We start from the raw sequence: 21721 nt of genomic DNA, 5'->3' as shown, positions 1-21721 counted from the left end.
GACGGTTGGCAGACTCGCAGATCAGGCGGCACGTCCAGGTGATCCCACCGGCCGGCGCCGTTCCGGAGATTCCCCTGGACCGGGGCGGTTTCCTGGACCCGAGCGCGGCCGGCGTGATCCCCGCGACCACCCTGGCCGGAGCGGCGCACAGTTTCGTTCTGCTGGCTCCCGGCGGCGCCGGCAAGACGACGCTGCTCCACGAGCTCCGGCGCCTGGAGGACGGCGTCGCCGTCGACCTGGTCGGCCTGGAACGCGCCGAGATCGAGCCGGTCGTCGCCGAGGCCGCCGCCACCGGAAGACCGGTCTACATCGACTCCCTCGACGAGGCCGACTCGCTCGAACCGGCGATGTTCCGGCGGCTGCGACGCGCGATGCGGCAGCCCGGGGCCGCCGGCGTCACCTGGCGGCTCGCTTGCCGACCGGCCGCCTGGCACGACGTCCCCGCGCCGGCGCTGACCGCCTATCGGCTGCTCCCGCTCAGCCGGGACGCCGCAGCGGACTGGCTGGCCACCGCCGAGGTGGGCGAGGAGTTCCTGGACGCCCTCACCGGAGCCGGATCGCAGCGCCTGGCCGGGTCGGCGCTGCACTTCATCGCCGCGGCGAGACGCTGGCACCGGCGGGGCCACCTCTCGGCCCGGCCCGCCGACATCCTGGAGAGCGAGGTCCGGAGGCTGCTGGCCGAACGGGAGGAGGTTCGCGAACCGCTGCGCGTGCCGGCCGATCTGCGACGACGCGCCGCCGGGCGGCTCGCCGCCTTCGGCGTCTTCTCCGGCGTCAACCAGTTCGCGTTCCGCGGTACGCACGCCGGCACCGCGATCAGCGTGGGCGAGCTTCCGTCGGCGGCCGAGCCGGATCGCCCGGACTACCCGTTCGGACGCGAGGTCCACGAGGAGGTGCTCGGCAGCGCGCTCTTCGAGTCCGGCACGCCCGGCAGCGTCGTCTTCCGTCACCAGGTCTACGCCGACTACCTGGCGGCGGCGTACGTGTCCGGCCGCGAACCGACGTTCGGCCAGCTCTCGGTCGTGCTGGGGATGACCGGTGGGGTGCTTCCCCGAGCGATGAGCAGTGTCGCCGCCTGGATCGCCGCGCTGCGGCCGGAGGTCGCCGAGCGGCTGGCGGCGGAAAACGTCCGGGCGTTCCTCGAGTCGGGCGTCGATTTCCCGGCGTCCGTGCGGGCCGCCCTGGTCCGGGCGCTGCTCGCCGCGGCGCGAGAGGCGCGGCTCGACCCGGTCTGGTCGGTGGACCTCGCCGCGCTCGACCACCCCGGGCTCGCCGAGCAGCTCGCCGCCTACGTGGCGGGTCCGCCCGCCGGGGACCTGGAGGCGTGGTGGCTGTGCCGGATCGCGCTGGCGTGCCGGGTGACGGCGGTGGTGCCGTTCGCCATCGAGGCGGCGACCACCAGGGAGTGGTTCGCGTGGGCACGACGACCCGCCATCGCCGTCGTTCTCCGGCTGGGCACCGGCGGTGACCGGGAGGCACTTCACTCCCGGCTGAGCCTGCGCGCCGAGGACGATCCCGACGACGAGCTGCTCGCCGCGGTCATCGACGGGATGTATCCCGAGCACCTGCCGCTGGCCGAGATCCTGCCGATGGTTCACCCACCGAGGGCGGCGAACCACATCGGCGCCTACAAGTTCCTCCTGGCCGACCTCCCGAGGCGGGTTCCCCCCGCCGAGCTGACCCTGCTGCTGTCCTGGGCGGTGGACCGCCTGGCCGACGACGAGCTGTCCGGCGGGCCGTGGGACGAGGAGTTCGTGTCCGCCGCGGTCACCCGGGCGTTCGCCCATCTCCACGAACCGGGCCTGCTCGCAGCACTGAGCGACCTCCTCGTCGAGGCCCGCCTCGGCAGACGGTTCGACCCGCCGTGGACGGACCGGCCGGCGCAGCGCCGGGAACTCGCCGTGGCGGTGGCCGAGCGCAGCGGCGAGCACTGGTGGAAGCCACTGCACGCGGGCCTGCTCGTCGCCGGCGACGGCGACTGGCTGGCGGCGAACGCGGCGACGTTCCCGGCGGCGGCCCGGCCCGTTCTCGCGAGATGCCGGGCGAAGCTGCTGCAACCACCGGCGGAGGTCACGGAGCCCCGCGACGATCTCGGCACCGGGCGCGATCGCGCCCACCTCGCCGACGCGCTCACCGCGGCCCGCGGCGACGTCGCACTCTGGTGGCAGGTCGCCAACGCCCTGGCCGGCGACGACTCGCCGGAGATGGTCTCCTTCGACCTGACCACCCGGCCCGGCTGGTCGTGGTTGACGCCGGCGGAGCAGCGGGACGTCCTCGATCTCGGCCACCAGTACGTCATGCGGCACCGTCCGGAGCCGGAGTCGTGGCTCGGTCAGCCCTCGTATCCTCGCGCCGTGTTCCGCGACTGGACCGGCGTGTACCTGCTCGCCACGCTGGCGGAGCACGATCGCGAGCGACTGGCCACGCTGCCCGGCGCGATCTGGTCGCGGTGGGCACCGGTCATCGGCGGCGTCTTCCCCTACTACCTGGGCGAACCGCTGGAAGCACTGCTCGCCCAGGTTCCGGGCGACGCCAGGGACCAGGTTCTCCACACCGTTCGCGAGCTCATGGAGTCGCGGCCGGACTGGTGGCGCACGCCGCAGTACGAGTATTTCGCCGAGGAGCTCCTCCCCACGCTGGTCGGCTATCTGGAACAACGCCGGTTCGACGACGGGACCAGCGCCGACGTCCTGGACTTCGTGCTTCGGCACAGCACGGAGGACGTGCCGCGGATCTGTCGGGACCTGGCCGGCGACGACGACTCACGGCTCGCGCGGAGAGCACGGCGCCATCTCGCCGAAACCGAGCCGCGGCGGGTGGCCGAGTCGATCCTGGCGGACCGTGTCGATCGTGACGTGCTGCGGAAACGCGTCGCCGGGCTGCGCCTGACCGGGCTGGCCACCGACACGCTGGGTGCCCTCACCGAGCTGCTGTTCGACAGTTTCCCGCTCGCCGAGGATCCGGATCTGCCGGACCGCCTCGACGACCCGGCTCTCCAGGTGCGCTCCGGCGCCGTCGAGTTGCTGGCCGAGCGCGGTGAGACACGGATCCTGGAACGTCTCGCCCGCGACCGTATCGCCCATGAGGTCCGCTACCTGCGGCATTTCAGCGAGCGGGCCCGCGTGGTGGCCGCGGAGCAGCGCGCGACCCGGTTGTCCCCGGCTGACCTGCTCCTCGTCCTCGGCCGCGCCGACGTCCGGCTGGTCCAGAACTCGCGCGACCTGCTCGACGCGGTCGTCGATCACCTGACCGAGCTGCAGCACGAGCTGACCCATCGGAACGCGTTCCACGATCTGTGGTCACGCGACCTCACCGACCTGGGCAGCGAGGACGACATCTCCGACTGGGTGCAGCGGCACCTGGAGAAACGGCTCACCGGCGGCGTTATCGACCGCGAGGTCCAGGTGCAGCGGCGCAGCAAGTCCGGCATCGGTACTCGTACCGACCTGATGGTCTCCGCGCGCTCGGCCACCGCCGCGGTCGACGTCGCGCGCGTGGTGATCGAGGCGAAGCTGGTCAACAACCCGGAGATCCGGACGGCGACGCGGGACCAGCTCATCGACAGGTACCTCACCGCGATGGACCTGCGCCACGGCCTGCTCCTGGTGTACTGGGTGGACCCCGGCCAGCGTCCGAGCCGCTGGAACGAGCGCACGCCCGCGCATCCCGATGCCGCCGCGCTCCTGGCCGAGTTGCGGCGCCAGGCGGCGGACGCGCCGGCGGGCTACGACGTACGTCCCTTCGTCCTGGACGTCAGCCGGCCCGCTCAGCGCAGGTAACGCTCGACGGCGTGGCGGATCTGCTCCGGGGTCATCGGGTCGGTGGACAGGACGCTGTGCAGGACCAGTCCCTCGATCAGGGCGTCCAGCTCGCGGGCGGTGGTCGGGTCGAAGTGGCGCTCCAGGGCGTCGCGGCTGCGCTGCATCCAGGCCTGGGTGACCGCCCGCAGCGCCGGGTTGCGGGCCGCCGCGACGTACAGCTCCACGGCCATGACCAGATCGTTGGGCGAGCCGATCAGGTCGTCGCGGATCAGCGCGATGACCGCCTCGATGGCGCTGTCGCGATCGGTGGCCGCGCCCAGCCGTTCGTCGAAGACGTCGGCCGCCGCCGCGGCGTGCCTGCCGAACGCCTCGGCGAGGACCTCGTCGAGCGAGGCGAAGTGGTAGGTCGTCGAGCCGAGCGGCACGTCGGCGGCCCGGGCGATCTCCCGGTGCGTGGTGCCGGCGACACCGCGCTCCGCGATGACCCGACGGGCCGCGTCGATCAGCCGATCGCGCCGCCCCGGGTCGTGCCGCCGGGCCCGCCGGTCAGTCATCCGCGTCGATGGTACGGATCACCCGCGCCGGGTTGCCCACCGCCACCACGCCGGCCGGCAGATCCCGGGTGACCACCGAGCCGGCGCCGACCACGGTGTTCTCCCCGATGGTCACGCCGGGCAGGACGATCGACCCGGAGCCGAGCCAGACGTTGTCGCCGATGGTGATCGGCTTGGCCGCCTCCCACTTGTCGCGGCGCCGGCCGGGCTCGATCGGGTGGGTCGGGGTGAGCAGCTGGACGTTGGTGCCGATCTGCACGTCGGCGCCGATGGTGATCGGGGCGACGTCCAGCGCGACCAGCCCGAAGTTGGCGAACGTGCGGGCGCCGATCCGGATGTGCCGGCCGTAGTCGACGCGCAGCGGTGGGCGGATCTCCACCCCCTCGCCGACCTCGCCGAGCAACTCGGTCAGCAGCCGGCGGCGCCGGTCGCCGTCCCGGATCGGGGTGGCGTTGAACTCGTCCATCAGGTCGAAGGCCCGCAGGGCGGCCTCGGCCAGCTCCGGGTCGTCGGCGATGTAGAGCTCGCCGGCGAGCATCCGCTCACGCATCGAAGTCATGTGTACAAGCGTACACATAGACGCCCGCAGTTCCGGAACTTCCCCGGCCACGGGCGGATCCGCCCGGCGTGACCTGCGGCGATGCCGGAACCGCTGCCGGAACCGGTTCCGGGGAGCCATTGACACCGATCGGTGGCGAGGACACAGTGTCCGGCAAGAGAGCGATTTCTCAGCTTGTTCCCCAGCTCGCAACGTGTTCGTCACAATCCCCGTCCCCAAGGAGTCCCCGATGTCCCCTGCCCGAAAATGGGCCGTCGCGGCGACCGCGACCGGCCTGATCACCGCGCTGCTGGCCGTGCCGGGCGGCGCCCAGGCCGCCGAGACGCTGGTCTCGCAGGACAAGCCGGTCACCGCGTCCTCGGTGGAGTGGGCCGGCACGCCGGCCGGCGCCGGCAACGACGGCGACAACGGCACCCGGTGGTCCAGCGCGTTCGCGGCCGGCCAGTGGTTCCAGGTCGACCTGGGCGCGGCCACCTCGATCAGCCGGATCGCGATCAACTGGGAGAACGCCTACGCCAAGGCGTTCACCATCCAGTTCTCCACCGACGGCAGCGCGTACACCCAGGCCTACGCGACGACGACCGGGACCGGCGGGCAGCAGAGCATCCCGGTCACCGGCACGGCGCGTTACGTCCGGATCAACCTGACCCAGCGCGCCCTGGAGGCCTACGGCTACTCGTTCTGGGAGTTCCAGGTGTTCTCCGGCAGCGGCACGACAACCCCGACGAGCAGACTGCTTTCGTACGCCAAACCGGCGCGCGCCTCGTCCGAGCAGAACGACGTCAACTGCAACCCGTGCACCGCTGACAAGGCGTTCGACAACGACCCGGCCAGCCGCTGGGCGACCAGCTCGACCACCGGCTGGGTGGACCCGGGCTGGATCTACGTCGACCTGGGCGCCACCGCACAGGTCAGCCAGGTGGTGCTGCAGTGGGACCCGGCGTACGCGAAGTCCTACCAGATCCAGGTCTCCGGCGACGCCGCGAACTGGACCAGCATCTACTCGACCACCACCGGTGACGGCCTGAAGGACGTCATCACCGCCACCGGCACCGGCCGCTACGTGCGGATGTACGGCACCGCCCGCAGCGGCCCGTACGGCTACTCGCTCTGGGAGTTCAGCGTCTACGGCACCGGGGGCAACCCGGTCGACCCGCCCGCCAAGCCGGCCGACCCCATGTTCCCGGCCACCCGCCTGGTCTTCGCCGACGAGTTCAACGGCGCGAACGGCACCAAGCCGGACACCGCGAAGTGGACGTACGATCCGGGTGTCCCGCAGAACGGCGAGGTCCAGTACTACACGCCGAACAGCGAGAACGCGGCGATGAACGGCGCCGGCCAGCTGGTCCTCGAGGCACGCAAGCAGGACTACCAGGGCCGGCAGTACACCTCGGCCCGGATGAACACCAGCAACAAGTTCCACGCCCAGTACGGCCGGGTCGAGGCCCGGATCAAGGTGCCGAAGGGCAACGGGCTGTGGCCGGCGTTCTGGATGATGGGCGCCGACTTCCTCAACGGGCGGCCCTGGCCGTACAACGGCGAGATCGACATCATGGAGGTGCTGGGGCGCAACACCACCGAGGCGTACTCGACGCTGCACGCCCCGGCGTACAACGGGGCCGGCGGTTACGGCCAGAAGTACTCGTCGGTGGACCTGTCCCAGGACTTCCACGTGTGGGCGGTCGAGTGGGACAGCAAGGGCATGCGGTTCTTCCTCGACAACACGCTGGTCTTCAACGCCAGCAAGGAGACGGTGGAGAACACCCGGGGCCCGTGGATCTACGACCACCCGTTCTACATCATCCTGAACCTGGCGGTCGGCGGCGACTTCCCCGGCCCGATCGACGCGACCACCCCGTTCCCCAGCCGGATGCTGGTGGATTACGTCCGCGTCTACCAGTGAGAGATGCCGCGGTGGGGCTCGCCCCCTGGCCCCACCGCGGTCACCTCCACATCCCCGCGTCGGGGTCGTGAAGTGCGGCCGCAGCCGGTAGTGGACGACCTCGCTGGCCCAGTCGAACGCGTCCGCCCCGGAGAAGTCGCGCGGATGGTCCAGCAGGTCCCGCTTCACCGTCAGGTCGGCGGTCTCCGCACGGCCGTGCACGAAGACGCACAGATCATCGCCGCGCAGGTGCCACACGCTGGCGCCTTCGCGGCGGTCCGCGCCGTACCGAAGATCCAGCGGTCGTGCCCGTCGACGGCGCTGATCCGCGGCTCGCCCCTCGCGGTGACGGCGGCCGGCGACAGCGCGCACATGCCGGTGAGCACCGGGGTCACCCGCTCGGCGGTCAGCGTCCGCTCGGTGACGATCGACCGCAGGTGCGCTGTCGAACCGGACAGCGAGATCGCCAGCAGCCGCTGCGGCTCGGCCAGCTGCTCCGGGGTCTCGCGCACGGCCTCAGCGCGGGCCGCGCCGGTCAGCCTCAGCGCGGGACGCGCCGATCAGCCTCAGCGCGGGACGCGCCGATCAGCCTCAGCGCGGGCCGCGCCGATCAGCCTCAGCGCGGGACGCGCCGGTCGGCCGCGGCGTAGGAGGCGGCGGCGGTGATCGCCGAGACGGCCAGCACCGCGGGCCACGAACCGATCCGCTTGGCCAGCGGGTGGGACAGCCCGAAGGCCGCCACATAGGTCGCGGTCAGGGCGCCGGTCACCGCCGGGCTGGTGCGCTTGGACCACTCCCGGCCGGCCAGCACGCCACCGGCCGCGAGGACCGCGCCGCCCAGCGGCCGGACGCCGGTGCGCCGGGCGAGCTGCCAGCCACCGATGAGAGAGCCTGCGGTGATCACCGCGGTGGGAACACGCATCCCCCGACCCTACCGCGCCCCATCGACCGCGCTCCCCAGGTCCCCGCCGGCCGGGACGGTGGTTCCCAGCCCCGCAATACCACCACCCCTAAGAACCGGCTGGCCAGGACGGTGGTATCCGAGGCGCCGAGACCACCGTGAGCGCTAGCCACCCAACCCGGCTGGCCAGGACGGTGGTCTCCCGGGCACTGAGACCACCGTCAGCACCAGCCGCAGAAGCCGGCTGGGCGGGACGGTGGTCTCCCGGGCACTGAGACCACCCTGAGTACCAGCCACACAACCCGGCTGGCCAAGACGGTGGTCTCCCCGGCGCTGACACCACCCCCAGCACCAGCCACACAACCCGGCTGGCCAGGACGGTGGTCTCCCGGGCACTGAGACCACCGTCAGCACCAGCCGCAGAAGCCGGCTGGACGGGACGGTGGTCTCCCCGGCGCTGACACCACCCCCAGCACCAGCCACACAACCCGGCTGGACGGGACGGTGGTCTCCCCGGCGCTGACACCACCCCCAGCACCAGCCACACAACCCGGCTGGCCAAGACGGTGGTCTCCCCGGGCACTGACACCACCCTGAGCACCAGCCGCAGAAGCCGGCTGGGCGGGACGGTGGTGTCCGGGGTGCTGAGACCACTGTGGGCGCCAGCCGCTAGGGGCTTGGCTGGGCGGGACGGTGGTGTTCGGGGGGTCAGGAGAGGCTGGTGGCGGCTAGGGCGGTGGCGACCAGCAGGCCCAGGCCGTTGGTGGCCCAGTGCAGGGCGGCGGCGGCGAGCAGGCTGCCGGAGCGGCGGCGCAGTTCGCAGAGCAGCAGCCCGGCCAGGCCGGTGAAGGCGACAGCGCCGGCGATGGCCAGGACCCGGCCCAGGGCGCCGACGCCGAAGGCCGCGCCGACCGCCTCGTTGACCTGGGCCAGGCGCAGCGACGGCAGGATGTGCCAGAGGCCGAACAGGACCGACGACGTGATGCTCGCCCAGGTGGCGCCGCGGTGGTGGTCGACCAGGCCCATCAGCACGCCGCGGAAGGCCACCTCCTCCAGCAGCACGGTGCCGAGCGGGACCACCACGAACGCGGTGAGCAGGGCGGCGCCGGGGTGCAGGTGGTAGCGGACGTCGTGGAAGGCGACCCGGGTGGCCGGGATCGCGGCGCCGATCGCGTAGACCACGGCGACGACCAGGACCGCGCCGACGGCGTACTTGAGGCCGGGCAGCAAGGTGCGCCGGGACATGCCCAGGGCGTGCCAGGAGAGGCCGGCCCGGCGGGCGATCAGCACCAGGGCGAGGGCCACGACCGGGCCGGCGATCAGTCCGGTGTGGTGCGGGCCGTACTTGTCGGCGATGTTGACCGCGGCGAGGATCGCCACGACCGCGCCGAGCACGAGCGCCAGGCGACGGCGGGACGGGTGGTCTGCCGCGGCGCCGGCCGGGCGGGCCGACGAGCGGGAGACGGGCGGGGAGACGGGCAGGGAGACCGGAGGATGGTCGGCGGTGAGGTCTGACATGGCGCGGACGAAGCTACCTGGTGGTCGCCGCATGAACCAATTGTCACACCTGTCCGGGACGAGGCACTTCTTCGGTTTCGCCGAGCCGGCCGACTGCCCGCGAGGCGGGAAGGGCCGGCCGGAATCAGCGGTTCGTCCGGGTTACGCACGGTGATGGCCATCTCGGTGACGTCCCGCACGGCCGACACGGAAGCTCCTCGACGCCGCGAGCTCCAGGGACGGCCCGGGACTCCCCTCGACGGTCGGGCGCCGGAGGGACGACCCGGGACCCTCCTCGACGCTGCGGGCGCTCGGGAACGGCCCGGGACCCTCCTCGACGCTGCGGCAGGGCCGGCACCGAAGTTCCCCCGAACGGGTGGATGGCAGGACTGGGTGCGGCTGCCCTTGAAGGCCTCGACCCGGGATTCAGCCCGGCGGTCGCCGGGCGGCCCGGACCACAGCGGACCTCGCGAGTAGCCACGGGACTGTGGCCAGCCGTACCAAATGGGGCGGCCGTGATGGGAAGCGGTCAGCTACAGGTGTTGAGCATCCCCTGGAGGGCGGTCTTCTCGGCCGGCCGGCAGGCCGGCGATCAGCGCGGCGGTGGCGGCGGTGGCGAGGAGGCGGGTGACGAGACGCATGCGATGCCCCCGGGGCGGGGCGTGACGGGGACATCGAAGATCTACGGGGCTTTGACGACAATGGATGAATCGCGGTGTGAACTCCGCGTTTCCGAGGCGCGAAGATCATCTCGTGCGGGTGGCCGTGCGGCCGGTCGCCGACGTTCCGGGCGGCTCGCGCAGTAGCCTCGGATGTCCGGAATTTCGGGAAATTGGAGTGCTGATCGTGCGACTTCCCCGGCGCCGCCTCTTCACCCTGGGCGGCGCGGCCCTGGTCGCGACACTCCCGCCGCCGACCCGTGCCTACCCGTTCACGCTCGGGGTGGCCTCCGGGGATCCGCTGCCGACCGGGGTGCTGCTCTGGACGCGGCTCGCGCCGCGGCCGCTGGAACCGGCGGGCGGGCTGCCGCCGGTGCGCTGCCCGGTGTCCTGGCAGGTCGCTGAGGACAGCGCGTTCCGCACGGTGGTGCGGTCCGGGGACACCGTGGCCCGGCCGGAGTACGGCCATGCGGTTCACCTCGACGTGCAGGGGCTGCGGCCGGGCCGGGAATACTTCTACCGGTTCCGCAGCGGCGGCCATCTGAGCCCGGTCGGGCGGACCCGGACCGCGCCGGCCAAGAACGCGTCGCCGGCGTCGATGCGGTTCGCCATCGCCTCCTGCCAGGCCTACGGGGACGGTTACTACGAGGCCTGGCGGCACCTGGCCGCGGACGACCTGGACGTCGTGTTCTTCCTCGGTGACTACATCTACGAGGGCGCGATCGACAGCGCCGGCGGGAGCCGGATGGACACCGGGCTGCGGCTGCCGGACACCTTCGAGCTGGAGACCGACACGCTCGACCTGTACCGGATGCGGTACGCGCTCTATCGGACCGATCCCGACCTGCAGGCCGCGCACGCCGCCGTGCCGTGGGTGCTGACCTGGGACGACCACGAGGTGCAGGACAACTACGCGGCCGGGACACCCCGGTTCACCACGGTTCCGGCCGCCGACTTTCTGGTACGGCGGGCGAACGCCTACCGCGCCTACTGGGAGAACCAGCCGCTGCGGCCGCCCCGGCAGCCGGCCGGGCCGGACATGTCGCTCTACCGGCGGTTCCGGTTCGGGGACCTGGCGCACGCGTACGTCCTGGACACCCGGCAGTACCGGTCGGACCAGGCTTGCGGCGACAGCCTGCGGGCGAACTGCGCGGACCGGAACGACCCGGCCCGCACCCTGCTCGGCGTACCGCAGCGGGACTGGCTGCTGGCGAGGATGGGGCGGTCCGAGGCGCGCTGGAACCTGCTGGCCCAGCAGGTGATGATGGCCGAATGCCGGTACGGCGGACCGGCGAATCGCCTCGACATGGACAAGTGGGACGGCTACGCGGCGGATCGCGAACGGATCCTGGCGCTGGCCGCACGACATCCCGGGACGGTGGTGCTGTCCGGGGACATCCACTACAACTACGCGGCCGACCTGCGGGTCCGTCCCGAGGCGCCGGTGGTCGGCGTGGAGTTGGTGGGTACCTCGATCACGAGCGGCGGGGACGGCAGCGACACCACGCCACAGCTCGACATGCAGCGCGAGTACAACCCGCACCTGAGGCTCGCCAACGGGCAGCGGGGGTACGTGCGGTGCGAGCTGACCCGGGATCGGCTGCGGGCGGACTACCGGGTGATGTCCCGGGTGACCACGCGGGGCGGGACGATCTCCACGCGGGCGTCGCTGGTGTCCGAGCGGGCGCGTCCGGGACTGGTGACCGCATGAACCGGGCGGCGGCACTGCTGGTGCTGGGACTGGCGGGCAGTCCGGTTGCGGCCGGTCCGCCCCCGGCCCGCCCGCTGACGGTCACGCCCGGGGCGCTGTCGATCATGACGGGCCAGTGCAACGGACGGGATCTCGTCGTCGGGCTGGTCAACACCACGCGGAAACCGATCTATGCGGATGCGGCGCTCGAAGCGGACCCCGCACTGCATCTCCCCCGCCGGCTGATCTCCAGCTGGTTGCCGCCGGGATACACGCGCAGCGTTCCGGTAGCGGTACGGGCGGCGCCCGGCGCCGGTACCGGCACCCATCACGTGCGGGTCAGTGGCGGTGGCACGAGCATCGACGTCCCGGTGCGGGTGAGCGCGCCGCCGCCGGGCGCGGACCTGATGCGGCTGGCGGCGCGGGTCAGCGCCTCGTCCGCGCGGGCCACCGGTCCGGCGTGCGCGGCGATCGACGGGAAGACCGAGACGATCTGGAACGACGCGACCGGGAAACGCTGGCCGGACTGGTGGCAGCTGGACTGGGACGCGTCGCACCGGGTCAGCCGGGTCGAGGTGGTGACCACCGCGGAGTGGGGGCTGCGGGACTGGGACGTGCAGGTCGCCGTGCCGAACGGATGGGCGACGGTGCGGTCGGTTCGCGGCAACACCGCCGTCCGGAATGTCGCGATATTTGCGGCTCGTCGTACTAAGTCGGTGCGCATCGTGACGCTGGCCGGCAACGCGGTGAACGATCAGTCCCGGCTCGCCGAGGTCGTCATCCGGTAGCCGACCGGCTTGCCGGCGGCCACCGTCAGGACTCCGGAGCGGCTGTCTCGTCGAGGACCCACTGCAGGTAGCGGGGATTCCCACCGGCCACCGGCAGCGCCAGCACGCACGGCACGTCGTACGGATGCTCCCGCTCGGCCACCGCGACGATCTCGTCGACCAGCGACAACCGGGTGTGCAGCGCGACCCGGGCCTCCGCCTCGTCCTCCACCGCGCCCTGCCAGCGATAGATCGACCGGATCGCGGCGACGGCGTGCCCGCAGGCGGCCAGCCGCCGCTCCACCAGCCGCCTGGTGAACGCGGCCAGCCAGGCCGCGTCGCTCGCGGTGATCACTACCTCGCAGACGGTTTCTGTCACAGGGTCACACTAGTGTTCCGGCCATGGCGGATGCTGATGACGTCCGGCGGCTCGCGCTGAGCCTGCCCGGGGTGGTCGAGATCGACAGTGACGGCTTCGACTTCCGGGTGGGTGGCAAGGGGTTCGTCTGGTCGTATCCGGAGCGCCTGCCCGGCAAGCCGCGGGTGATCCGCACCGACATCGCGGTGCTCTACGTCGGCGACGAGGCGGAGAAACAGGCGCTGCTGCTCGGCGAGCCGGAGCTGTTCTTCACGGTCCCGGGCTATGACGGGTTGCCGCTGGTCATGCTGCGGCTGGCGGCGGTCGGCGGCGAGCGGCTGGCGGAGCTGGTCACCGACGCCTGGCGGATGCGCGCCCCGGCCGACCTGACCGACCTGGCCGACGATTCCGGAAGCTGACGGAGCGGCCGCGGCGGATGCCCGCCGACCTGGCCGACGATTCCGGGAGCTGACCGGGCGGCCGGCGGCGCCGTTCGCTCCGCCGGCCGTCGGCTCATCGGGATCCCGGCTCCCTGCTCACCAGCGGTCCTGGTGCAGGGCGGCGGCCAGCGGGCGGCGCTCCCGCCAGCCGTGTCGTTCCAGGTCGGGGACGTCCTGGAGGCGGCTGACCGGGCCGAGGCACAGCCACGCGACCGGCCGGATCCGTTCCGGGATGCCGAGCAGCTTCCGCAGGAACTCCTCACGGTAGAACGAGACCCAGCCGACCCCCAGTTCTTCCGCGGTGGCCGCCAGCCACAGGTTCTGCACCGCCAGGCAGACCGAGTACAACCCGGCGTCGGCGATCGCGTGCCGCCCGAGCACCGCCGGGCCGCCCCGCTCCGGGTCGTAGGTGACGACTATCGAGAGCGTCGACTCCAGGATCCCGTCGATCTTGATCCGGGCGAACTTCTCGGCCGCCTCCCCGGTCAGCGTGCTCGCGAAGACCTCCCGCTCCTCGTGCACGTGCCGGTGGAAGTCCGCCCGCACCGCCCGATCCCGGATCACCACGAAATCCCACGGCTGCGACAGCCCGACGCTCGGCGCCGCGTGCGCCGCGGTCAGCACCTTTTCCAGTACGCCGTCCGCGAGCGGCTCACCGGTGAACTCGCCCCGCACGTCCCGGCGGCGATGAATGACGTCATAAAGCAGACCGGACATCCCCCGACTCTTCCAGATGGATCTCCACCCGCTCCCGGCCCGTACCCCCCGTTCCGCGCCCACGGTGCCGGCCGGTCCGCGGTCAGCGGCGGCTGAGGGGCGTCTCGGTGGTGATGCGGGTGAGTTTCTCCGGGTTGCGGACGTAGTAGAGGCCGAGGATGCGGCCCGCCTCGACGCGGACCGCCATGATGCCGTCGATCTCGCCGTCGACGCGGACCAGCAGGGCCGGGTTGGCGTTGACCACCGCCGGCTCCAGGGTGATCGTCTCGGTGGTCTTGCGGAGGCCGCCGAGCATGAACCGGGCCACCTTGTCCGCGCCGACGATCGGGCGCACGGCCGCCTGTTTGATCCCGCCGCCGTCGCTGACCAGGACGATGTCCGGGGCCAGCACGTCGAGGAAGGTTTGCAGGTCGCCGGTGGCCAGCGCCCGCTGGAACGACGCGAGGGCGGCCCGGGTCTCGGCCGCGGTGACCGTCGCCCGCGGCCGCCGGGCCTCGACGTGCTGGCGGGCGCGGTGGGCGATCTGGCGTACCGCGGCCGGGTTCTTGTCCACGGCGGCCGCGATCTCGTCGTAGCTCAGGTCGAACGCCTCGCGCAGTACGAAGACGGCCCGCTCGGTGGGTGTCAGCGTCTCCAGGACCAGCATCAGCGCCATCGACACGCTGTCCGCCAGTGCCACGTCCTCGGCGATGTCCGGGGAGGTCAGCATCGGTTCGGGCAGCCACGGGCCGACGTAGGACTCGCGACGGCGGCTCAGGGCGCGCAGCCGGTTCAGTGCTTGGCGGGTCGTCGTCCGTACCAGATAAGCTCTTTGATCTTGAACCTGGTCGAGGTCGACCTGGACCCAGCGCAGCCACGTCTCCTGCAGCACGTCCTCGGCGTCGGCCGCCGAGCCGAGCATCTCGTAGGCGACGGTGAAGAGCAGGTTCCGGTGCGTCACGAACGCCTCGGTGGCCAGGTCACTCATCACTCTCCGTACCTTCCGGGGTCGTCGGGGTCGGGCGGCGTCACGCGGCGAAGGACTCGGGGCCGAGGCGGCCCCCCACGATGAAGATCGCGAGAGCACGGTAGAGGGCGTGCGGCAGCATCAGCTCGCTGATCCACAGCGTGACGTTCATGCCCACGAGACACCGCGCCCGGTGCCGCCGTGACAGGCCGTGAGACAGGTCACTCCCGGACGGCGGACGGCAGGCGGGTCAGCAGGGTGGGCAGGTCGGCCATGGTGGTGAAGACGTGGGTGGCGCCGGCCTCCAGCAGGACGCGGGGGTCCTGGTGCGCGGGGCTGTCCGGCGGGCAGTAGCCGAAGACGACGGCGCCGGCCGCGACGCCGGCGCGGACTCCGGTCGGGGTGTCCTCGACGACCGCCGCGCGGGCCGGGTCGACGCCGAACGCGGCGGCCGCGGCCAGGTAGACGTCCGGGGCGGGCTTGCTGCGCGGCATCTCCATCCCGCTGAAGATCTTGCCGGCGAAGACGCGGTCCAGGCCCACCTTGGTGAGCTGCAACTCGACCTTGGCGCGGTCGGCGCCGCTGGCACACGCCAGCCGCCCGTCGAACAGCCGGTCGATCTCGTGCGCCGCGGCCACCGCGCCGGGAATCGCCAGCAGGCCGGCGGCGAGGGCGTCGTTGCGCCGGCGGCGGAACTCGGCGAGCCACCCGGCGGTGACGGTGAACCCGGTGTTCGCGGTGATCACGCCGACCTCGTCGGCAAGCGCCCGGCCGACGAAGAGCCGGAAACAGTCCGCCTCGCTGATCAACCAGCCGAGTTCGTGCAGCATGGCGCGCAGCACGGCGTTGGTGATCCGCTCGGAGTCGACCAGCACCCCGTCACAGTCGAAGAGCACGGCGTCAAAGGCGGGGGCGGCGGGGTCGAGCATGCGGCGACGATAACCGAGGCCGGAGCCGGCGCCGATGAGCTGCGTCACCGGCCGGCTCAGGGCGAGGGACCGCGCACGGAGAAGCAACGGTCCGCTCGGCTCGGTGAAAGGCGCGTTCACCCAAGACCGAGGAGCTGACGGGTACGCGGGTCGGCGCCGTCGTAGTACCGCTCCAGGACCTCCCGGAACACCGCCGGATCGGAGGCGGCCTCGGCGAACAGCGTCATCGACGACCGCAGCTTGAGATCGTCCGGATAGCCGAAGATCTGCGACGCCGTACGCCCCCGCACCGCGAGGAGCGTGGCGGCGCACTCGGTCAGCCGCGGCCCGAGGACCGGATGGGCCAGGTAGGCGCGCGCCTCGGCCAGGTCACGGATCGCGTAGACCCGCGCGGTCGGACTGGACCCCAGCCCGGCCAGCTGCGGGAAGACGAACCACATCCAGTGCGACCGCTTGCTGCCCGCGGCCAGCTCGGCGAGGGCCCGTTCATAGACGCCGTCCTGGGCGCGGACGAACCGTTCCAGGTCACTCATCCGCCGATTCTAGGTCGCCGACCAGCCGGAACCGGTCAGGCGGGCGATGCGCGCGCCCGGGTCCCCCGGCACCGAGCGGCGGGCCGCACCCAGGCCGCTCACCCCCTCGACGGCCACCTCGACGATGTCCGCGTCGGCCAGCACCACCGTTTCGCCGCCGGTCGGCATGCGCAGGATCAGGTCGCCGTGGTCGCGGAGCTCGCCGTCCACCGCGGTCATCCCCGGGATGCCGGTCACCAGGTACCGGTCCAGGTGCGGGTGCGGGGTGGCGAGCAGGTGCTCACCGCGTACCGAAAGCATCCAGGGAATGCTGAGCGTGCCCGCCCACGGTGAGCCGTCGCTCTCCGGGCCGCCGACGCTGGCCAGGACACAGCGGCGGCCGGCCGCGTCGAGGAACGGCACGGCCGGGCCGAGACGGCCCCGGCCGAAGACACCCCAGGCGCGGGCGGTGAAGTCACTGTCGTCATAGACCCCGATGGCGTACGACGGGTCCGCGCCCGCCACCAGCAACACCCACTCGCCGTCCACCTCGAACAGCCGCGGGCAGCCCCACGACGCGTCCGCGCGTGCCGCGAGCACCCCGGTGTAGTCCCAGGTGAGCAGGTCGGCGGAGCGGTAGTGCAGGACCACGGAGCCGCCGTTGGGCGGCGTGGCCACGACCAGCATCCGCCAGCCGCCGGGGGCCGCCCAGACGAACGGGTCCCGCGCCTGGGCGAAGCCCTCCACGGCCGGGCCGAGCACCGGTTGCGCCGGCTCGGCCCGCCAGCCGCCGGGGCCCGGCGCGGCAGTGGTGCTCCAGACGCCCGCGTCCATCCGGGTGTGGAAGAGCACCGGACCGGCCGGACCGGCGACGACCGACCCGCAGCGCGGGAGACCGTGCTCGTCCGGCACCGGGGCGACCGGGCGTTCCCGCCAGATCACCAGGTCGTCGGAGACGGCCGAACCCCAGCCCATGTTCTCGTCGTCGGCGGTGCGGTGCTCGTAGAACAGGTGGTACCGGCCGTCGGCCCGGAGCACTCCGAGGACATCGCCGACCCGGCCGTCGCGCGGTGTGAAGTGCATCCGGGGCCGAAGCCCGGCAACCGGTCCGACATCCATGCCTCTGCGTAACATCGCCGGGTCGCCGGCGCCAGAGCGCGGAGTGCCAATGCCGGGTCAGTTGTCGAATTCGCCGTCCTTGGCGCCACCGACGAACGCGGCCCACTCGGACGGGGTGAAGAACAGAATCGGTCCGTCCGGATTCTTCGAGTCACGGACCGCGCGGCCGCCGTCCGGCAGGTCGGCCACCTCCACGCAGTTGTCCGAGTAGCTCCGAGTGCTCCGGCGCCAGGTCGCCGCCTGCCGGTCGAACGTCGCGGCATAGATCTTCTCTGTCATTTCGCACCTCCTGGCACATTCTGTGCATTGCCTCAGATCCCAGACTGTCCGAGATTTGTCTCGCGTCCGGGAACGGCACGATCGCTGCACGTGCGTCCGCGCGTGCGCCCACGCAACGGGCAAACCGCACACACCGAGCCGTCCTCAATCGGAGGAAACGCCCATCGAGGCGCCGTCGCACCCCGGGCGGATCGCCGCGCCGAGTCGGAAAGCGTTCATCCCGCGGCGGGCAGGTCGAGCGAAAGCCGCTGAGGCAGGCCCGCTCAGAACAGGGTCAGCGGCTCGTCGGGCACCGGCAGCGGCGGCGGCTCCGGCAGCGGCGGCAGCTCCGGCACCCGCTCACGCACCTCGGCGTGGAAACGGCGGGCCAGCTCCGGCGCGTCCGCGTTGTCCGGGGTGTGCACGAAGACCGTCGGCGACCGGCCCTCGCGCAGCCAGCCGGCGACCGTCGCCACCCACGGCTGCCAGCCGGCCACCGTCCGGGCGGTGTCGTCGCGGCCCAGGTAGCGGACCACCGGACGGTCGGTGAGGGCGGTGTCGCGGCGCGGCATGCGCGGCTTCTTGAGCCAGGCGTCACGCTCGGCGTCGCTGGTCGGCGGGCTGTCGAAGAACGCGACGGTGTCGAACGGGATCCACTCGGCGCCGTGCTCGGACAGGACCCGTTCCAGGGCGCGGGGGTCGGCGAAGAAATCCGGGTGGCGGACCTCCACGGCGTACCGGAAATGGGTCGGCAAGGAGCGCAGGAACCGGGACAGCACGGCGATGTCGGCGGGTCCGAAGGACCCGGGAAGCTGGATCCACAGCGCCGCGGCGCGCGGCCCGAGCGGCTCGATCGCGTCCAGGAACGCCCGCAGCTCCTCCTCGGCGCCGGACATCCGCAGCTCGTGGGTGATCCGCTTGGGGACTTTCGGGAACAGGCGGAAGTCCGGGGCGGTCTGCCGCGCCCAGGTGGCAACGGTCTCCCGGGCCGGGGTGGCGTAGAAGGTGGTGTTGCCCTCGACCGCGTTGCACCGGCCGGCGTAGGCGCGCAGTCTCTCACCGGCCGGCCGGGAGAACGGCCAGGACTTCAGGGACCACATCGCGCAGCCCACGTGCAGGGCCTGGACACCGGATCGCACCGGGCAACGGTATCCGGGTAGGTTCACCTCTTCCGACGGGGGAGGTTGGGATGCCGTACACGCCCGGTGAGGTCGCCGGAAAGATCGGCGTCAGTATCGACACACTGCGCTACTACGAGCGCATCGGGTTGCTGCACGGCATCGAGCGCACCTCGGGCGGCCAGCGGGTCTTCTCCGACGAGGACCTCAGTCGGATCGGGCTGCTGCGCTGCCTGCGCGACTCGGGCATGCCGATCGCCCGGCTGCGGCGCTTCGCCGAGCTGCTGCACGACGGCCCGGGCGCCGCCGAGCAGCGCGTCGAACTGCTCGCCGAGCACGACCGGGAGATCGACGAGAAGGTCGCGCGGCTGCGGCGGGAACAGGCCCGGGTACGCGACAAGATCGCCTGGTACCGTGCCGAGACCGCTCGGTTCGAGGAGGCTCAGTGACCCGGATCGCGATCCGCGTCGCCTCGGTGGCGCTGCTGCTCGCCGGTCTCGCCGCCGGCGTCTACGTGGGACGGCAGCGCCCGGCGCGGGACACCACGCCGGACGCGGCACAGGCCGAGATCTCCGAGATGCAGCTGCTCAAGGACCGGCAGAACGAGCACGCCGCGGCCCGCGCCCGGCAGACCGTCGCGGAGAACGCGGCCCGGCAGAAGGCCGCCGCGGTCGCCAAGACCGCCTCCGCCTATGCCAAGGACCTCGACAAGAGCGTCACCAAGGCGAAACAGGCGGCTGCCGCCGCCGCGGCCGGCCCGGTCGCCTACGCCGGCCCGATCCCCAAGTCCTGCAACGAGTTCAGCGGCAGCCGCGCGATCGGGTGCGCGCTCACGTTGCAGGCCGGCTTCGGGCTCGACCAGTTCGCCTGCCTGAACAAGCTGTGGGCCAGGGAGAGCGGCTGGAACTACCGGGCGGAAAATCGCGGCTCCGGCGCCTACGGCATCCCGCAGTCGTTGCCCGGCAGCAAGATGGCCGCGTTCGGCGACGACTGGAAGACCAACCCGGCCACCCAGATCAAGTGGGGTCTGGACTACATCAAGAAGCGCTACGACACGCCGTGCGGCGCCTGGGCCCACTCCGAGAAGTACAACAACTACTGACGTACGGCCTGGTCACGATCGCGGATCACGTTGCTGACCTCGGCATCGGGCGTCCATGTTGGTCGCCCTTGGTCGGCTTCGGTGATCCTCCGACGGCCTGGGTCCACCCTCGAAGGGAAGACTCGAACCCGCGTACGAGGGATTACATACATCCTGGTCGGATAGGTCTGATTGTACTGGTCACCAGTCGGCACGGGTGCCGTAAGCCCCTATGAGCGCCGGGTTCGTTGCCGCACTCCGCTGCTGTATGCACCTCTCGCGCATACATGGTCAGAGCCATCGTAGTTACACCGAGCATTCAATTATCTGCATTAAGCAGACAAGTAGGAAACTATCGGGTGATCTTAGTCGCTGCACTAAAGATCAGATCACTGCGATGACTTCCGGTTTGCGCGACGTAGGTAGCCGTGTAGCGTGAGACATACGCTTGTCTATCCCGGCGAGGGGGTCGGTTGGTGGGTACTTTCGGTTATCGCCTCTTTGTAATCCATCTTCGCGAAGGACAGAAACGACGAAATATCGATTTCGCATACGCCGACGATGACCACTTCATTAATCTTCTCGAAGCGGACCTTTCCAAGGGCCTCAATTCGATCATCAAGTTCGAGGATGCGCCCAAACCTGGCGACGATGGCACCACAACACCTGAAACCGGCACCGTCTTCCGCCTGACGGAAATATCCCGTGCTGGTTACGACCTCCGCCTAGAATTTGATCATGGCCCATACGGTGAGGATGGCACCCTCATTGATCCTGACGGTGTGGAATCAGATCAAGAGATCGACAAGTACGCTCTTGGGCGGCCCTACCGGGCACTGATTGCCTTTCCACCCGAAGGTGGGGCAGCGATCCTCGCAGTGGAGACGCACGGGCGAGCATGCCCCTATCGCCGAGTCGAAGCAGCGTTTAGGCGACTCTACTCCACAAATCTGCGGCTATATCTCGCGGCCGGCGTGGCAGATCGCGCAGCGGTCGCTCACTTCATTCGCAATGGCGTCGTACGGGAGCTTGAGGTTACACGGCATGAGACAGCCCGTGACGGTGAGCCTCTAGCGAGCCAGGTGCGCCTCAGCGTGAAGATTCCCGGCGCTTCCAAACTGCAGGAATCGATGCGTGAGCACGCTCTTCGTTGGGTTAACGAAAGATGGGAGAAACTCACAAACAGAGACGCTCGAGTAGAACTTGCGAATGATCTTGCTCGGACGGCTACCGGAGTCACCATTCCGCTCGATTTTGAGGACAGCCTACTGCGAGTAGATGGGCCGAACGACCGGAAGCGCTCATTGAAACCGTCTGCCGATATTGGTGAGTGGATCTACGACACGGGTGACTACCGGTACGATAATCAGAAGTGGTATGAAACAGTTTCCGAATCGGTGAGGGAGCTGTACCCGACGATCGCCGCTACGGAAGGTGTCATACCCCCCGACTAGACTGACGAGACCTTGGGGAGGTGCGCTGATGCGTAGTGGACTGTTTGATCGTTTCGACGTTCGACCGCTCATCCTGGATCACCTACGCTCGATGCGTCGAGTTCAGCTCGACGTCGAAGAGGATAGGCTGCGGCCCGACCTGGCAGCCCGCATCTTCTTGTACGGCGCCCCAGTCGCTGTCGGTGCCGCCGTGATGTGGCAGCAGTGCCGATTGACCGACCCCGGCTCAATCGGAGCCGGCTGCGCGCTCATGGCCGGCATCCTCTTCACGGCCTTTACGCAGTTAGCCTCTCTACGCGACAGGCTAGAGGACCGGCACGAGTCCATTACGGAATCGACTCGTAGGCTATTTCGAGAAACCGCTGCCCATCTACTTGTTGGCGCCCTCGCGTCCGCAGCCGAGTCAATGATTCTAATAATTGCGTCCGGCATGCGCAGCCACCCCGACGATAAGATGAGCGTGACATCGACTGCAATTGTTCTCCCAATCGCAGTCTACGTATTTCTTCTATTCGCAAT

The 21721-nt window shown here is 70.9% G+C and carries 21 protein-coding genes; 8 read left to right on the top strand and 13 right to left on the bottom strand.

All coding sequences use genetic code 11. From position 1 onward, the window contains the following. Window positions 1–5 precede the first annotated feature (5 nt). Window positions 6–3779 carry a hypothetical protein gene (locus tag Actob_RS14470; protein ID WP_284920686.1) on the top strand — a complete coding sequence of 1258 codons (3774 nt, stop codon included), beginning with the start codon at window positions 6–8 and terminating at the stop codon, window positions 3777–3779. Here the strand turns inward: Actob_RS14470 and Actob_RS14465 are convergent. Both Actob_RS14465 and Actob_RS14460 read right to left on the bottom strand, forming a co-directional pair. Next, window positions 3767–4315 carry a TetR/AcrR family transcriptional regulator gene (locus Actob_RS14465; RefSeq protein ID WP_284920685.1) on the bottom strand — a complete coding sequence of 183 codons (549 nt, stop codon included), beginning with the start codon at window positions 4313–4315 and terminating at the stop codon, window positions 3767–3769. The genes Actob_RS14470 and Actob_RS14465 overlap by 13 nt on opposite strands. Then, entirely contained in the window at window positions 4308–4874 is a 567-nt protein-coding gene (locus Actob_RS14460) for a sugar O-acetyltransferase (RefSeq protein ID WP_284920684.1), read from the bottom strand. The genes Actob_RS14465 and Actob_RS14460 overlap by 8 nt, the downstream gene beginning before the upstream one ends. 229 nt (window positions 4875–5103) lie before the next feature. On the opposite strand from Actob_RS14460, the gene Actob_RS14455 reads away from it, so the two are divergent. Further along, entirely contained in the window at window positions 5104–6777 is a 1674-nt protein-coding gene (locus Actob_RS14455; protein WP_284920683.1) for a discoidin domain-containing protein, read from the top strand. A gap of 170 nt (window positions 6778–6947) precedes the next feature. On the opposite strand, the gene Actob_RS14450 is transcribed toward Actob_RS14455, so the two are convergent. The 3 genes from Actob_RS14450 to Actob_RS14440 form a co-directional block, all read right to left on the bottom strand. After that, window positions 6948–7268: a hypothetical protein gene (locus Actob_RS14450; protein ID WP_284920682.1), complete on the bottom strand. Its 321-nt coding sequence runs from the start codon at window positions 7266–7268 to the stop codon at window positions 6948–6950. Between the two features lie 104 nt (window positions 7269–7372). Next, on the bottom strand, window positions 7373–7678 hold the full coding sequence (locus Actob_RS14445) for a hypothetical protein (protein WP_284920681.1): 306 nt from the start codon (window positions 7676–7678) through the stop codon (window positions 7373–7375). A 687-nt stretch (window positions 7679–8365) separates the two neighbouring features. After that, window positions 8366–9175, bottom strand: a complete 810-nt coding sequence (locus tag Actob_RS14440) for a CPBP family intramembrane glutamic endopeptidase (RefSeq protein ID WP_284920680.1) — start codon at window positions 9173–9175, stop codon at window positions 8366–8368. A gap of 825 nt (window positions 9176–10000) precedes the next feature. Here Actob_RS14440 and Actob_RS14435 point away from each other — a divergent pair. Both Actob_RS14435 and Actob_RS14430 read left to right on the top strand, forming a co-directional pair. After that, the gene (locus Actob_RS14435; protein ID WP_284920679.1) at window positions 10001–11524 is read left to right on the top strand and encodes an alkaline phosphatase D family protein; all 1524 of its coding nucleotides are present in this window, start codon (window positions 10001–10003) and stop codon (window positions 11522–11524) included. Then, window positions 11521–12291 carry a discoidin domain-containing protein gene (locus Actob_RS14430; protein ID WP_284920678.1) on the top strand — a complete coding sequence of 257 codons (771 nt, stop codon included), beginning with the start codon at window positions 11521–11523 and terminating at the stop codon, window positions 12289–12291. The genes Actob_RS14435 and Actob_RS14430 overlap by 4 nt, the downstream gene beginning before the upstream one ends. A 25-nt stretch (window positions 12292–12316) precedes the next feature. Here the strand turns inward: Actob_RS14430 and cutA are convergent, their stop codons facing one another. Then, entirely contained in the window at window positions 12317–12649 is a 333-nt protein-coding gene (cutA, locus tag Actob_RS14425) for a divalent-cation tolerance protein CutA (protein ID WP_284920677.1), read from the bottom strand. Between the two features lie 23 nt (window positions 12650–12672). On the opposite strand from cutA, the gene Actob_RS14420 reads away from it, so the two are divergent. Continuing rightward, a complete protein-coding gene (locus Actob_RS14420) occupies window positions 12673–13047 on the top strand; it encodes an MmcQ/YjbR family DNA-binding protein (RefSeq protein WP_284920676.1) in 375 nt (124 codons plus the stop codon). A gap of 117 nt (window positions 13048–13164) precedes the next feature. Here Actob_RS14420 and bluB read toward each other — a convergent pair whose 3' ends face one another. From bluB to Actob_RS14385, 7 genes are all read right to left on the bottom strand, one after another. Continuing rightward, window positions 13165–13785, bottom strand: coding sequence for a 5,6-dimethylbenzimidazole synthase (gene bluB / locus Actob_RS14415; protein ID WP_284920675.1), 621 nt, complete (start codon window positions 13783–13785; stop codon window positions 13165–13167). A gap of 82 nt (window positions 13786–13867) precedes the next feature. After that, window positions 13868–14752: an RNA polymerase sigma-70 factor gene (locus tag Actob_RS14410; protein WP_284920674.1), complete on the bottom strand. Its 885-nt coding sequence runs from the start codon at window positions 14750–14752 to the stop codon at window positions 13868–13870. A gap of 200 nt (window positions 14753–14952) precedes the next feature. Continuing rightward, a complete protein-coding gene (locus Actob_RS14405) occupies window positions 14953–15660 on the bottom strand; it encodes an HAD family hydrolase (RefSeq protein ID WP_284920673.1) in 708 nt (235 codons plus the stop codon). A gap of 116 nt (window positions 15661–15776) precedes the next feature. Further along, window positions 15777–16193: a DUF1810 domain-containing protein gene (locus Actob_RS14400; protein WP_284920672.1), complete on the bottom strand. Its 417-nt coding sequence runs from the start codon at window positions 16191–16193 to the stop codon at window positions 15777–15779. 9 nt (window positions 16194–16202) lie between these two features. Further along, a complete protein-coding gene (locus tag Actob_RS14395) occupies window positions 16203–17255 on the bottom strand; it encodes a glycoside hydrolase family 32 protein (protein ID WP_284920671.1) in 1053 nt (350 codons plus the stop codon). Between the two features lie 93 nt (window positions 17256–17348). Further along, window positions 17349–17570 (bottom strand): DUF397 domain-containing protein, encoded by a 222-nt coding sequence (locus Actob_RS14390; RefSeq protein WP_284920670.1) that lies wholly within the window; start codon window positions 17568–17570, stop codon window positions 17349–17351. 263 nt (window positions 17571–17833) lie between these two features. Further along, window positions 17834–18649: a DUF72 domain-containing protein gene (locus Actob_RS14385; RefSeq protein WP_284922322.1), complete on the bottom strand. Its 816-nt coding sequence runs from the start codon at window positions 18647–18649 to the stop codon at window positions 17834–17836. 89 nt (window positions 18650–18738) lie between these two features. Between Actob_RS14385 and Actob_RS14380 the strand changes: the two genes are divergently transcribed. From Actob_RS14380 to Actob_RS14370, 3 genes are all read left to right on the top strand, one after another. Continuing rightward, a complete protein-coding gene (locus tag Actob_RS14380; protein ID WP_284920669.1) occupies window positions 18739–19116 on the top strand; it encodes a MerR family transcriptional regulator in 378 nt (125 codons plus the stop codon). Continuing rightward, window positions 19113–19769: an aggregation-promoting factor C-terminal-like domain-containing protein gene (locus Actob_RS14375; RefSeq protein WP_284920668.1), complete on the top strand. Its 657-nt coding sequence runs from the start codon at window positions 19113–19115 to the stop codon at window positions 19767–19769. The genes Actob_RS14380 and Actob_RS14375 overlap by 4 nt, the downstream gene beginning before the upstream one ends. Before the next feature lie 455 nt (window positions 19770–20224). Continuing rightward, on the top strand, window positions 20225–21202 hold the full coding sequence (locus Actob_RS14370) for a hypothetical protein (protein ID WP_284920667.1): 978 nt from the start codon (window positions 20225–20227) through the stop codon (window positions 21200–21202). The last annotated feature ends 519 nt before the right edge of the window (window positions 21203–21721 follow it).

Origin of the sequence: Actinoplanes oblitus (genome assembly GCF_030252345.1) — a bacterium.
Taxonomy (GTDB): Bacteria; Actinomycetota; Actinomycetes; order Mycobacteriales; family Micromonosporaceae; genus Actinoplanes; species Actinoplanes oblitus.
This window is presented reverse-complemented; position numbering and strand designations above follow the sequence as displayed.

What these genes read in the sequence shown, in the direction of transcription:
- Actob_RS14465 (WP_284920685.1), bottom strand. Translation starts at nt 4,315, where the DNA reads ATGACTGACCGGCGGGCCCGGCGGCACGACCCGGGGCGGCGCGATCGG.
- Actob_RS14460 (WP_284920684.1), bottom strand. Translation starts at nt 4,874, where the DNA reads ATGACTTCGATGCGTGAGCGGATGCTCGCCGGCGAGCTCTACATCGCC.
- Actob_RS14455 (WP_284920683.1), top strand. Translation starts at nt 5,104, where the DNA reads ATGTCCCCTGCCCGAAAATGGGCCGTCGCGGCGACCGCGACCGGCCTG.
- Actob_RS14445 (WP_284920681.1), bottom strand. Translation starts at nt 7,678, where the DNA reads ATGCGTGTTCCCACCGCGGTGATCACCGCAGGCTCTCTCATCGGTGGC.
- Actob_RS14440 (WP_284920680.1), bottom strand. Translation starts at nt 9,175, where the DNA reads ATGTCAGACCTCACCGCCGACCATCCTCCGGTCTCCCTGCCCGTCTCC.
- Actob_RS14430 (WP_284920678.1), top strand. Translation starts at nt 11,521, where the DNA reads ATGAACCGGGCGGCGGCACTGCTGGTGCTGGGACTGGCGGGCAGTCCG.
- Actob_RS14420 (WP_284920676.1), top strand. Translation starts at nt 12,673, where the DNA reads ATGGCGGATGCTGATGACGTCCGGCGGCTCGCGCTGAGCCTGCCCGGG.
- bluB (WP_284920675.1), bottom strand. Translation starts at nt 13,785, where the DNA reads ATGTCCGGTCTGCTTTATGACGTCATTCATCGCCGCCGGGACGTGCGG.
- Actob_RS14410 (WP_284920674.1), bottom strand. Translation starts at nt 14,752, where the DNA reads ATGAGTGACCTGGCCACCGAGGCGTTCGTGACGCACCGGAACCTGCTC.
- Actob_RS14405 (WP_284920673.1), bottom strand. Translation starts at nt 15,660, where the DNA reads ATGCTCGACCCCGCCGCCCCCGCCTTTGACGCCGTGCTCTTCGACTGT.
- Actob_RS14400 (WP_284920672.1), bottom strand. Translation starts at nt 16,193, where the DNA reads ATGAGTGACCTGGAACGGTTCGTCCGCGCCCAGGACGGCGTCTATGAA.
- Actob_RS14395 (WP_284920671.1), bottom strand. Translation starts at nt 17,255, where the DNA reads ATGCACTTCACACCGCGCGACGGCCGGGTCGGCGATGTCCTCGGAGTG.
- Actob_RS14390 (WP_284920670.1), bottom strand. Translation starts at nt 17,570, where the DNA reads ATGACAGAGAAGATCTATGCCGCGACGTTCGACCGGCAGGCGGCGACC.
- Actob_RS14385 (WP_284922322.1), bottom strand. Translation starts at nt 18,649, where the DNA reads ATGTGGTCCCTGAAGTCCTGGCCGTTCTCCCGGCCGGCCGGTGAGAGA.
- Actob_RS14380 (WP_284920669.1), top strand. Translation starts at nt 18,739, where the DNA reads ATGCCGTACACGCCCGGTGAGGTCGCCGGAAAGATCGGCGTCAGTATC.